Raw genomic sequence first — 12,289 nt, 5'->3', positions numbered from 1 at the left:
GGGGCGGGGCACTCGGCATGCAGTTACGGGCGGCTGTTGATCGCACCGAGGGGCTCGTAGGGCTTGTCCGACTTCTCGTCGGCGTGCTCCGGCTCGACCGCGTCGCCACCCATGAGCTCCTGCGGGTCGATGTGCTGCTCCTCAGCCGGGACGATGTGGCCGACCACACCGGCCGCCGCCTCGTTCACCACCTGGGTGTCGGCCGGCAGGGTCGCAGTGGCGGGCGCCGTACCCTCGGCCGGGGCCGACGGGGTGACGGTGCTGGTGGTCTCGTTCTCGGCCATGGACTGGCTGCCTTTCAGGTCATCGGGATCTGCACGCGCCCGACCGACTCGACCCAGGCGCGCGGCCAGTATCGTAGGGGCCGCTAAATGTCTTATAAACATCGCGCCGCTGGTCTTGTTCTCCAGCGTTTGCAACCGTCCGCCTAAGCTGTTGCGACCACAGCAGGGCTGCCGGGACGCCCGCGGCCGGCGGACGTCATCCAGGTCATCGGGGGAATTTCATGGAGCCTCAGGAAACGCCGCAGAGCAACATGCTGCGCTTCCAGGTGCTCGGCCCGATGCAGGCGTGGCGCGGCCGCCAGGGGCTCGCACTCGGCTCTCCGCAACAGCAGGCCGTACTGACCTGCCTGCTGCTTCACCACGGGCGGCCGGTCACCACTCAGGATCTCGTTGACGGGATCTGGGGAGAACGCCCCCCACCGCAGGCAATTGCCGCATTGCGGACTTATGTTTCCCGACTGCGTGCCGTCATCGAACCCCATCGGGAGGTTCGCGCGCCCGCCGAGGTCCTGGTCTCCATGCCGGACGGATACGCGTTGCGGATCTCTCCCGACGCATTGGATCTTTCGGTCTTCGAGAGAACCGTTTCCGAGGCGAACACCGCCAGGGCGAACGGCGATTTGTTCGAGGCCCACCGGCTGCTGGTGTCCGCCCTGGCCCTCTGGAGCGGCCGCTCGCTGGCCGGCGTTCCCGGCCCGTACGCGGACGCCCAGCGGCTCCGGCTGGCCGAGCGACAGGTCTCGGTCTGGGAGGAGTGCTGCGCGGCGGCGCTGGAGATCGGGCTGCACACCGAGGTGGTCGCCGAGCTCAGTTCCCTCACCGCCGAACACCCCCTGCGGGAGCGGCTGCGCGAACTGCTGATGCTCGCGCTGTACCGGTGCGGCCGGCAGGCCGAGGCCCTGGGCGTCTACACCGACACCCGGAAGTTGCTGATCGACGAACTGGGCGTCGAGCCGGGCGCCGGACTCTCCACGATGCACGCCCGCATCCTGGCCGCCGATCCCGCGCTCACACCCACCCCGCCGAACCGGCCGGCCGCCCCCGGCAGCCGCGAGGAGGCACCCGCGGGCATCCTGGCACCTGCGCAACTTCCGGCCGATGTCTCGGACTTCAGCGGACGATCGGACCTGGTCGCCGAGCTGCGCTCGGTCCTGCAGAGCGCCACCGGCCAGGCCGTGGTGGTCACCTCCCTCGCGGGCATCGGCGGCGTCGGCAAGACGACCCTCGCCGTCCACGTGGCCCACAGCGTCCGGGCGGACTTCCCGGACGGTCAGCTCTACGTGGACCTCCGGGGCGCCGGAGCCTCGCCCGCCGACCCGGCCATCGTCCTGGGCGACTTCCTGCACGCTCTCGGGACCGCCGAGATCCCGGACTCGCTGGAGCAGCGGGCCGCGCTCTACCGCTCCCTGCTGGCCAACCGGCGGATGCTCATCCTGCTCGACAACGCCCGGGACGCCGAACAGCTGCGGCCCTTGATCCCCGGTGTCTCCGGCAGCGCCGTCCTGGCGACCAGCCGGTCCCGGCTCGCCGGCATCCCCGGCGCGCACCTGGTGGACGTCGAGGAGCTGACCCCCGCCGAGGCCCTGGCCCTGTTCTCCGCCATCGTGGGCGAGCAGCGGGTGGCGGCCGAACCGGAAGCGGCGCTGGCCGTCGTGACCTCCTGCGGCTTCCTGCCGCTCGCCGTCCGCATCGCCGCGGCCCGCCTCGCCAGCCGGCCGCGGTGGAGCGTCTCGGACCTCGCGCGCCGCTTAGCCGACCAGCGGCGGCGACTCGACGAGCTCCAGCTCGGCAACCTGGCCGTGGAAACCACCATCGGCCTCGGCTACGGCCAGCTCCGGTCCGACGAGGCGCGCGCGTTCCGGCTGCTCTCGCTGGTTGACTCGCCCGATCTGCCGCTCGACGCGGTGGCGGCACTCCTCGGCGAGGACGAGGACCGGGCCGAGCGCCTGGCGGAGTCGCTGGTCGAGGCGAACATGCTGGAGTGCTTCACTCCCGGGCGCTACCGCTACCACGACCTGCTCCGGCTCTATGCGCAGCGGCAGAACGAGAAGGCCGCGGACATCGTCGACCAGCAGCAGGCGGTGCTCCGCCTGCTGGAGCACCTCCTGCCGACCATGCGCAATGCCGCGCGCCTCATCGAGCCGGACGACCAGCTGCCCGAGCCGCTCAACGGCGTGCCCCGCCCAGGGCTGACCATGCCGACCGGCTCCGACGCGCAGCAATGGCTCCGGGCGGAGACCGGCATGCTGCTGAGCAGCGTGGAAGCGGCGCTGGACGGTCCTTCAGCACTGCTGCGTCCTGCACTGGACCTGTTGATCGCGCTCAACAGCATCGTCGAGGACCCGTCCCACGCGTCCCGAGCCCGGCGGTTGCTGGAGATCGCCGACGTCAACGCGCAGTCGCACGGGGACACCCAGGCGCTCGCACGGGTCCACTTCGCGCTCGGGACGCTGGAGTACTTCGTCAACAACTTCCCCAGCGCCGAGCGGTCACTCCGCGCGAGCCTGTCCTTCCAGGGGCCGGACGACGTCACGGTGCTGCGCTCGATGGTCGCCAACACCCTGGGCATCATCCTCAGCCTCGCCGACCGGGCGGCCGAGGCCCTGCCGTTCTTCGAGCAGGCGCTCGGCATCAGCCGCGTGGTCGGCGCCCCGATCGGCGAGGCGCGGCTGCTCGGCAACATCGCACGGGCCCAGCTCGACGTCGGCCGGACGGTGGAGGCGGTGCGTTCCGTGGAGGAGGCGGTGGCCACCGCCCGGCGGTCCGCCAACGGGCCCTGCCTGGCGGACACGCTCTACCAGCTCGGTGTGGTGCTGTCGTCGACCGGAGCGCCCGGCGAGGCGGTGGCGCACCTGCGCGAGGCCCACGCGCTCTACCAGGCCCAGCAGAACCGGCTCCGGGAGGGGTACGCACTGGCCCGGCTGTCCGTGAGCCTCTCGGGGAGCGGGCAGGCCGCCGAGGCCGTCGAGGTGGCCGGCGAATCCCTGGCGATCGCTCAGGAGATCGACGGTGCCTACTGCCAGGGCCTCGCCAACGCCGCGCTGGGCGAGGCGCTGCTCGGGCTCGCACAGCCGGCGCGCGGGCTGGCGTGTCTGCAGGAGGCGCACGCGATCTTCACGCGGCTCGGTGTGCCGGAGGCCTCCCCCGTGGCGGACCTCATCTCCCAGCAGCACACCGAGCCCCTCTCCTCTCCCCCCGCGCCGTAGGCCGTCGTCCCCCGATGGCGGCCTCCCCCGTGCGTCCGGTGCTCCCGCAGCCCCCCGGCTGCGGGAGCACCCTCAACGCTTCCCCGGCGCTGGACTCCATCGTGCACCGGGGCGATTGACGTTCGATAAACGCCGGATTGTCGGCCACGGGCGGCACAAAAGCCCAGGTCAGCGGGGCGGCAGCGGTCCCGGGCGCGGCGCGCGGACGGCTGGCGCACCACCCCGGCCCGCCACCCCGTGCTTCCGCAACCCGGGTCACAGCACTCAACTGTCACGAGTTGGCCGGAAACGGACCCCATGACGGTGTGATCGCGCATATTCTCAGATGCCAGTACATACACGGGTGCAGTTGTCCAACCGGGCATCCGGAAACGGCAGCGCGGCGGCGCTCCCACGGTGCAGAGTGTCTCTGTGCAACGTGTCTGTGCAAGTGTCAGAGTGCAGTCAGTGTGACGCGGGGAGCGTGACGTACCGCCACCGGCAGCGGGGCAGCGCGGGCGCCGGGAGGACGGCGGCCCGGCCTCGTCCGGCCGACCGGAGGCCCGGGTGGAAAGGTGCCTCTCAATCGTGACGACCGGACAGATATCCGACCCGTTCCCCCTCGACGAGGACGCGGACGGCGGTGACGGGCCCGACGTCCTGCGCCGCCGTGCCGAACGCGCACTGCAGGCGGTCGCCTTCGACACCATCGGCGCCGGGTACGGCGAGGCGTTCCCCGCCAAGGACGGGCAGCTCGCCTGCGGGCGCCGGCTGCTGGCCCGGCTCGAACCGGGTGCCGCCGTGCTGGACGTCGGCTGCGGCACCGGCGACCCGACCGTCCGGCAGCTGACCGCGGCCGGCCTGCGCGTCACCGCGGTGGACCTCTCGGACGTGATGCTCGGCCTCGCCCGCGGGACGGCCCGGCGCGACGCCGCGCACCCGGGGCGGCACGCACCCGTCTTCCACCGGATCGACATGTACGACCTGGCCACCGAGCGGGCCGGCCGGGCCTGGAACGCGCCCGGGCTCGGCCCGGCCGGGCACGGCGCCTTCGACGCGGTCACCGCCTTCTTCTCCCTCATCCTGCTCCCGCAGGACGAGATCCCCGTCGTGCTGGCCCGGCTGCGCCGGCTCCTGCGGCCCGGCGGGCTGCTGGCGCTCGGCATGGTCGAAGCGGACCTGGATCACGTCCCCCTGCCGTTCCTCGGCCGGGAGCTGCGGATCAGCGGGTACCTGCGGGAGGATCTGGAACGGGTACTGGTGGAGTCCGGGTTCGCCGTCGAGGAACAGTCGTGGCACTCGTACGCGCCCGCCAGTACCTCGTTGCCGCCGGAGGAACAGCTCTTCCTGTGCTGTCGACGCGTCGGCTGAGTTCTCCGTCCCAGAAGAGGCAGTACCCCAGAACCGGCAGTACTCCACACCACTCCCCAGGACAGGCACCCGTGCGCGACCAGCTCAAACCCGAAGCCGGACAGTCGCCTGCCCTCCCGGGCCAGCGCCACCCGCCGTCGCCGCCGGCGCCGGCCGCACCGCAGACCGACGAGGTCGCCGAGCGGCTCGGCTACCTCGAGTCGGCGACCCGGAGGATCAACAGCGCGCTCGACCTCGCCGCCACCCTGCGCAACATCTGCCGGGTGCTCATCCCGACCCTGGCCGACGCAGCCGTGGTGCACCTGCGCGACCCGCTGCCCAACGTCGAGCGCGAGCCCGGGTTCCCGGACGAGCTGCGGATCCACCACAGCCAGGGCACCCGGCTCGGCCGGCGCGGCCGCCCCAGCAGCGGGCACGACCACCGGTCGGATCGCTACCCGAACCGGTTCGGCACCCGGTACGGCGCCCGTTCGACCGCCGACACCGGCCCCGCCACCCCGATCACCCGCGGCGGCGCCCTGGCGCACGCCCTGCTCAGCCGCCGTCCCGCCGAGGCGGCGGTGCTCGGCACGCCCGGGGCCGAACGGACCGAGGCCCTGCTGCGCGAGCTGTACGGCCCCCGCGGGCTGGCCCGGCTCGGCCGGGGCGCGAGCGTGCTCGCCCTGCCGCTGCGCGGGCGCAAGGCCGTCCTCGGCCTGCTGGTGCTGATCCGCCGGCCGTCAGAGAAGGCCGGCCGCCCGGGCTTCGACGCCGCCGACACCGCGACCGCCGCCCACCTCGCCACCCAGGCCGGGCTGGCCGTCGACACCGCGCTGCGGTACGCCCGCGAGTGGGAGATAGCGAACGAACTCCAGCGCAGCATGCTGCCGTTGCGCCTCCCCCGGCCGCACGGCGTCCGGCTCGCCCACCGCTACCTGCCCGGCGAACGCGGCGCCCAGGTCGGCGGCGACTGGTACGACGCCGTGCCGCTGCCCGGCAACCGGGTCGCGCTGATCGTCGGCGACGTGATGGGCCACTCGCTCACCTCGGCCGCCATCATGGGCCAGCTCCGCACCAGCGCCCAGACCCTGGCCGCCCTCGACCTGCCGCCGCACGAGGTGCTCTACCACCTGGACGAGCAGGCCCAGCGGCTCGGCCGCGAACAGCACCTGGCCACCTGCGTGTACGCGGTCTACGACCCGATCGCCAACCGGGTGGTGCTCGCCAACGCCGGGCACGTACCGCCGGTGCTGGTCCGGCCGGACGGCACGGCCGAGCTGCTGGAGCTGGAGTCGGGCGCGCCGATCGGCGTCGGCGGGGTCGACTTCTCCTCGGTCGAGCTGCCCGCCCCGCCCGGCTCCGCGCTGCTGCTGTTCACCGACGGCCTGGTGGAGACCCGCAACCGCCCGATCAGCGACGGGCTGGAGCTGCTCCGCGCCCGGCTCGCCGGCGCGGAGCCGCGGGTGCCCGAGCAGCTCTGCCAGGAGGCGCTGCGGATCCTGCCGCCGGGCGACCGCGGCGACGACATCGCGCTGCTGGCCGCCTGCTTCGACGGCATCCCGGCCGGGGACGTCGCGCACTGGTACCTCCAGCCGCGCAACGAGACCCCGGGGCGGGCGCGCCGGCTGGCCGCCCACACGCTGCGCCGCTGGGGCCTCGAAGCGCTCAGCGAGGCCACCGAGCTGATGGTCAGCGAGCTGGTCACCAACGCCGTCCAGCACGCCACCCGGCCGGTCACCCTCAGCCTGGTCCGCACCACCAGGCTGCGCTGCGAGGTCGGGGACGACAGTCCGCTGCTGCCGAGGCCGCGCCGGACCGGACCGGAGGACGAACGGGGGCGCGGGCTGCAGATCGTGGCCCGCTGCGCCGAGCGGTGGGGCGCCACCCGGCTGGGCACCGGCAAGGTGGTCTGGTTCGAGCAGCGGCTGCCCTGACGCCGCCGCGGCCTGCGCAACGCGCAGCGGCTCCCGGCGGGGACGTCCGCCGGGAGCCGCTCCGTGACCGTGACCGGACTGCTGCTCAGACCTTCTCGGGCACCCGGGCCGCGCCGGGCCCCGTCTCCGAGGCGGCCCCGGGACCGGCCTCGGGACCGGTCTCGGACCCCTCCGACGCCAGCCGGGCCATCAGCTGCTCGCCCTCCATGTCCACCCGCGGCACCACCTTCTCCAGTCGCTTCGGGAACCACCAGGCCGCCCGGCCGAACAGCGCCATCGCCGCCGGCACCAGGGCCATCCGCACCACGAAGGCGTCCACCAGCACGCCCACCGCCAGCGCGAAGCCGATCGGCTGGACGATCGGGTCGTGGCCGAAGACGAAGCTGCCGAACACCGAGACCATGATCAGCGCGGCCGCGGTGACCACCCGCGCGCCGTTCTTCACCCCGGCGACCACCGCGTCCCGGGGCGCCATGCCGTGCACGTGGTGCTCCTTCATGCCGGAGACCAGGAACAGCTCGTAGTCCATCGCCAGCCCGAACAGCACCCCGATCAGCAGGATCGGCACGAAGCTGACCACCGGGCCCACCTTGGGCACGTCGATCACGCCGTCCAGCCAGCCCCACTGGTAGACCGCGACCACCGCGCCGAGCGAGGCGGTGATGCTGAGCAGGAAGCCCGCCACCGCCTTCAGCGGCACCAGGACCGAGCGGAAGGCCAGCGCCAGCAGCACGAACGCGATGCCGACGATCACCGCGACGAACGGCGGCAGCGCGTCGCCGAGCTTGGCGGAGACGTCGATGTTGGCGGCCGTGGTGCCGGTGACGTCGATCCGCGCGCCGGTCGCGGCCTGCAGCCCGGCCCGCTGGTCGCGGATCTCGGTGACCAGCGCCCGGGTGTCGGCGTGGTCGGGGCCGGTGCGCGGGATGACGGTCAGCAGGGCGGTGCGGCTGGGCTGGTCGACGGCCGGCGGCAGCAGGGTCTGCACGCCCTTGAGCCCGGACAGCTTCTCCGCCACGCCCTGCACGGCCTGCTCCGGCTGCGCCGCGCCCTTGGCGTCGACGACCACCACCAGCGGCGCGTTGAAGCCGGGGCCGAAGCCGTCGCTGATCAGGTCGTACGCCTTGCGGGCGTCGGTGCCGGCGGCCTGCGAGCCGCCGCCGGGCAGGCCCAGGGTGAGGCTCGCGGCCGGGACGGCGAGGGCGACCAGCGCGGTCAGCCCGGCGAGCAGCACGGCCAGCGGCCGGCGCACCACGAAGCCCGCCCAGCGCTCGCCCATGCTCGTCCGGCCGGAGGTCCGCAGCGCCCGCCGCCGGACCGGCAGCCGGTCGATGGCCCGGCCGGCGAAGCCGAGCAGTGCGGGCAGCAGGGTGATCGCGACCAGCACCGCCACCACCACGGCGCCGGAGGCGGCCAGGCCCATCACGGTCAGGAACGGCACGTCCGCGACGGCGAGCCCGGCCAGGGCGACCACCACGGTCAGGCCGGCGAAGACCACCGCGCTGCCGGCCGTCGCGTTGGCGCGGGCCGCGGCCTCCTCCGGCTCCAGCCCCTCGGCGAGGTGGCGGCGGTGCCGGGAGAGGATGAACAGCGCGTAGTCGATGCCGACGGCCAGACCGACCATCAGCGCCAGCACCGGCGCGGTGGTGATGATCTCGAACGAGCCGGACAGCGCCAGCAGCCCGGCCATCGCCACGCCGACCCCGACCAGCGCGGTCAGCAGCGGCAGCCCGGCGGCGACCAGCGAGCCCAGGGTGACCACCAGCACCACCCCGGCCACCGCGAGCCCGACCGCCTCACCGCCGTCGACCTGGGCCATCCGGTTGTACGCGTCGCCGCCGAAGGCCACCGTCACCCCGGCCGCGCGGGCCGGCTCGGCGGCCGCCCTCACCGCGTCGCGCTGCCCGTCGGTGATCTCGGCGAGCTTGTGGTCGAAGGAGACCAGCCCGATCGCGACCCTGCCGTCCGGGGAGACCGCGCCGGTGGCGTACGGGTCGGGTGCGGCGGCGACGCCGGGAGTGGCGGCGATCCGGCCGACCGCCTCGCTGACGGCCCTGGCGGTCTCCGGGGCGGCGATGCCGCCGGGTCCCGGGGCGGCGAAGACCACCTGCGCGGAGCCGTGGCCCTGCTGCGGGAAGGTGTCCTTGATCCGGTCCAGGGTGGTCTGCGCCTCGGTGCCCGGCACCTTGAACTCGTCGCTGGTCTTGCCGGCGAACGCTCCCGCGGCGCCGCCGACGGCGATCAGCACCGCGATCCAGACGGCCAGCACGGCCCGCCGTCGCCGGAAGCAGTAGCGGCCCAGTCGGTAGAGGTATGTGGCCATGGGTGACCCCCGGTCGGATCGGTCGGCACGCAGGTGCCCGGACAGGTCTCGCTCCACCGTACGCGCAAGTTGTTCGCGTGACAAAGTCGGCCGACAGGAGCGCATGACAGATTCGTTCGACCAGGTTGTGTGACCGGAGCGCTACCCTGGCCCAATGGCCCATGTCCCCGCCTCCGAACGACGCCCGCAGCTGATCCAGGCCGCCATCGAGCTGATGAGCCGCGAAGGCGTCGCTGCCGGTTCCACCCGTGCGATCGCGGCCGAGCTGGGCGTGGCGCAGGCGACGGTGCACTACACCTTCGGCACCAAGAAGGACCTCTACCGGGCCGTGGTCGAGCACCTGACCGCCGAGTTCATCGGCCAGGTCCGTGCCGCCGCGCCGGACGAGGGCCCGTTCGGCGAGCAGGTCAGGGCGATGGTCTACGCGCTCTGGGACAGCGCCGTGGGCGAGGGCGGCCGCTGCGCGCTGATGTCCGAGTTCGCCGCCCTGGCCATCCGCGACGCGGACCTGCAGGAGATCATGCGGGCGCTCCAGCACGAGATCGAGAGCACCGCCGCCGAGCTGCTCACCGCGCTCGCCGCGGCGCACGGCCAGCCGCTGGCGATGCCGGCCCACGAGGTCTCCGTGGTCTTCCTGGCCGGCTTCAACGGCCTGACCGACCGTTACCTGCTGCTCCGGGCCGCCGGCGAGGATCCCGAGCAGGAGTCCCGGCGGTCGCTGGACCTGCTGGTCGCGACCACCGTCGGCCTCTGCCTGGGCGCGCCGGCGGCCACCTGAGCCGGGCCGCCCGAGGCGGCCCCCGGGCGGGCCCTAGGAGACGATCCGGACCGGCAGCCGGGCCAGCACCTCGCGCAGCGAGGCGGCGAAGCGGTCGTACTCGGCGCTGCGGGCCGAGCCCGGCCGGGTGGCGAGTCCGATCCGGCGGCCGGGCGCGGGGGCGACGAAGCGGACGGCGGCCAGCCGGTCGGTGCGGCCCGCCTCGACGTCCAGCGCGGTGGCGGGCAGCAGCGTGACCCCGAGGCCGCCGGCCACCAGCTGGACCAGGGTGGAGAGGCCGGCCGCCCGGGTGGTGGAGCCCTGGGGGTACCCGCGGCCGGAGGCCGCGAGGGGGTCGGCGCCGACCTCGCGGCAGATGTCGAGGGCCTGGTCACGCAGGCAGTGGCCCTCCTCCAGCAGCAGCACGTCCAGGTCGAGCAGCACGTCGCGGGGGACGTCGGCCCGCCCGGCGAGCTCGTGGTCGGGCGGGGTGACCAGGACGAAGTCCTCGTCGAACAGCGGGATGTCCCGGGTCGGCGAGGCCCCGCCGGCCGGCAGCGCGAGCAGCAGCACGTCGAGCCGACCGCCGGCCAGCCCCTCCAGCAGCGAGGGCGTGCGCTCCTCGTGGACGTGCAGCTCCAGCTCGGGGTAGCGGTCGCGGACCAGCCGCAGCACGTCCGGCAGCAGGTAGGGGGCGACGGTCGGGATGACGCCGAGGTGCAGCGGACCGGTGAACGGGCGGCGGGCCGCCTCGACCTCCTCGGTGAGCGCCTGCAGCGAGGCGAGCACCCGGTGCGCGTGGCCGAGCACCCGCTCCCCCAGTGGAGTGATCATCACCCGCCGCGTCGTACGCTCGACCAGCTGCGCGCCCAGCGACTCCTCCAGCGCCGCGACCGCCCCGGACAGCGCCGGCTGGCTGAGCCCGGTGGCGGCCGCCGCCTCCCGGAAGTGGCGGTGCTCGGCCACCGCGGCGAACGCCCGGAGCTGGGCGACCGTCGGCGTCCGGGGGCTGCGGGGTGTGGCGCTTCCCACAGCGGACTCGGGTTTGCGCGCGGCGGCGCGGCGGGCCGCGGGGCGGGAGGGGGGCGTCGGGGTATTGATAGCTCTCTCCGATCGGACACATCGAGTGTAGCTATTTCCCTGATCAGTCCACGATGTGGAATCGTGGGGGTCATGTCCGCAATCCGGACATACTCCCCTCATCTCACTTCAGGAGAAGCGAACGTGCTCACGATCGGTGACAAGTTCCCCGAGTTCGAACTCAACGCCTGCGTCGACCTGGACGCCGCGAACGCCTTCGCCGAGATCAACCACAAGTCCTACGAGGGCAAGTGGAAGATCGTCTTCTTCTGGCCGATGGACTTCACCTTCGTCTGCCCGACCGAGATCGCCGCGTTCGGCAAGCTGAACGAGGAGTTCGCCGACCGCGACGCCCAGATCCTCGGCGTCTCCGGCGACTCCGAGTTCGTGCACCACGCCTGGCGCAAGGACCACAAGGACCTGCGCGACCTGCCGTTCCCGATGCTGGCCGACGTCAAGCACGACCTGATGCGCGCCTGCGGCGTCGAGGCCGCCGACGGCACCGCCCAGCGCGCGGTGTTCATCGTCGACCCGAACAACGAGATCCAGTTCGTCATGGTGACCGCCGGCTCCGTCGGCCGTAACCCCAAGGAGGTCCTGCGGGTGCTGGACGCCCTGCAGACCGACGAGCTGTGCCCGTGCAACTGGAACAAGGGCGAGGACACCCTCGACGCCCAGGCCCTGCTGGCGGGCTGACCACCATGGCTCTCGACGACCTGAAGTCCGCCCTCCCGGACTACGCCAAGGACCTCAAGCTCAACCTGAGCGCGGTCATCGGCAACTCCGACCTCCCCGCCCAGCAGCTCTGGGGCACCGTGCTCTCCTGCGCGATGGCCACCCGCAGCGCCGCCGTGCTGCGTGAGCTGGAGCCCGAGGCCAAGGCCAACCTCTCCCCGGAGGCGTACAACGCCGCCAAGGGCGCGGCCGCGATCATGGGGATGAACAACGTCTACTACCGGACCACGCACCTGCTCTCCGACAAGGAGTACAGCAGCATGCGGGCCGGTCTGCGGATGAACATCATCGGCACCCCGGGCGTCGAGAAGGCCGACTTCGAGCTCTGGTGCTTCGCGGTCTCCGCCATCAACGGCTGCGGCCAGTGCCTCGACTCGCACGAGGCCGTGCTCCGCAAGGCCGGTGTCGAGCGCGAGGTCATCCAGGCCTCGATCAAGATCGCCGCGATCCTCCAGGCCGTCGCCGGCGTCCTCGACGCCGAGAACGCCCTGGCCGCCGTCACGGTCTGACCCGGGCGCGGCACGCGAACGGCCCCGGCCGGACACCAGGCGGATTCTTGGGGTCCTCGCAACACCTGATGGCTTACGCGGTCGTCAGTAGATCACGCAGGCGCTCGGCTGGAGTTCTCCAGCCGAGCGTTT

Annotated in this window: 9 protein-coding genes; 6 read left to right on the top strand and 3 right to left on the bottom strand. The window is 73.2% G+C overall.

Annotated elements, in window-relative coordinates; all coding sequences use genetic code 11:
• Nucleotides 1-23: 23 nt before the first annotated feature.
• A complete protein-coding gene (locus tag ABZ885_RS10270) occupies nucleotides 24-284 on the bottom strand; it encodes a hypothetical protein (protein ID WP_360185932.1) in 261 nt (86 codons plus the stop codon).
• Between the two features lie 221 nt (nucleotides 285-505).
• Between ABZ885_RS10270 and ABZ885_RS10265 the strand changes: the two genes are divergently transcribed.
• From ABZ885_RS10265 to ABZ885_RS10255, 3 genes are all read left to right on the top strand, one after another.
• Nucleotides 506-3,490, top strand: a complete 2,985-nt coding sequence (locus ABZ885_RS10265) for a BTAD domain-containing putative transcriptional regulator (RefSeq protein ID WP_360185929.1) — start codon at nucleotides 506-508, stop codon at nucleotides 3,488-3,490.
• A 639-nt stretch (nucleotides 3,491-4,129) separates the two neighbouring features.
• Nucleotides 4,130-4,840, top strand: coding sequence for a class I SAM-dependent methyltransferase (locus ABZ885_RS10260; RefSeq protein ID WP_360185983.1), 711 nt, complete (start codon nucleotides 4,130-4,132; stop codon nucleotides 4,838-4,840).
• Nucleotides 4,841-4,911: 71 nt separating this feature from the next.
• Nucleotides 4,912-6,753, top strand: coding sequence for an ATP-binding SpoIIE family protein phosphatase (locus ABZ885_RS10255; protein WP_360185927.1), 1,842 nt, complete (start codon nucleotides 4,912-4,914; stop codon nucleotides 6,751-6,753).
• Nucleotides 6,754-6,838: 85 nt separating this feature from the next.
• Here ABZ885_RS10255 and ABZ885_RS10250 read toward each other — a convergent pair whose 3' ends face one another.
• Nucleotides 6,839-9,076: an MMPL family transporter gene (locus ABZ885_RS10250; RefSeq protein WP_360185924.1), complete on the bottom strand. Its 2,238-nt coding sequence runs from the start codon at nucleotides 9,074-9,076 to the stop codon at nucleotides 6,839-6,841.
• Between the two features lie 154 nt (nucleotides 9,077-9,230).
• Here ABZ885_RS10250 and ABZ885_RS10245 point away from each other — a divergent pair, with 154 nt between their 5' ends.
• Nucleotides 9,231-9,854, top strand: coding sequence for a TetR family transcriptional regulator (locus tag ABZ885_RS10245; RefSeq protein ID WP_360185921.1), 624 nt, complete (start codon nucleotides 9,231-9,233; stop codon nucleotides 9,852-9,854).
• Nucleotides 9,855-9,887: 33 nt separating this feature from the next.
• Here ABZ885_RS10245 and ABZ885_RS10240 read toward each other — a convergent pair whose 3' ends face one another.
• Nucleotides 9,888-10,865 (bottom strand): LysR substrate-binding domain-containing protein, encoded by a 978-nt coding sequence (locus ABZ885_RS10240; protein WP_360185918.1) that lies wholly within the window; start codon nucleotides 10,863-10,865, stop codon nucleotides 9,888-9,890.
• Between the two features lie 192 nt (nucleotides 10,866-11,057).
• Here ABZ885_RS10240 and ABZ885_RS10235 point away from each other — a divergent pair, with 192 nt between their 5' ends.
• Both ABZ885_RS10235 and ABZ885_RS10230 read left to right on the top strand, forming a co-directional pair.
• Nucleotides 11,058-11,609, top strand: a complete 552-nt coding sequence (locus ABZ885_RS10235) for a peroxiredoxin (protein WP_313765344.1) — start codon at nucleotides 11,058-11,060, stop codon at nucleotides 11,607-11,609.
• Nucleotides 11,610-11,614: 5 nt separating this feature from the next.
• Nucleotides 11,615-12,157 carry an alkyl hydroperoxide reductase gene (locus ABZ885_RS10230; protein WP_360185915.1) on the top strand — a complete coding sequence of 181 codons (543 nt, stop codon included), beginning with the start codon at nucleotides 11,615-11,617 and terminating at the stop codon, nucleotides 12,155-12,157.
• Nucleotides 12,158-12,289: the final 132 nt, after the last annotated feature.

This window comes from Kitasatospora sp. NPDC047058 (assembly GCF_040643935.1).
Classification (GTDB): domain Bacteria; phylum Actinomycetota; class Actinomycetes; order Streptomycetales; family Streptomycetaceae; genus Kitasatospora.
The sequence above is the reverse complement of the archived record's forward strand: the minus strand, read 5'-3'. Positions and strand labels throughout refer to the sequence as shown.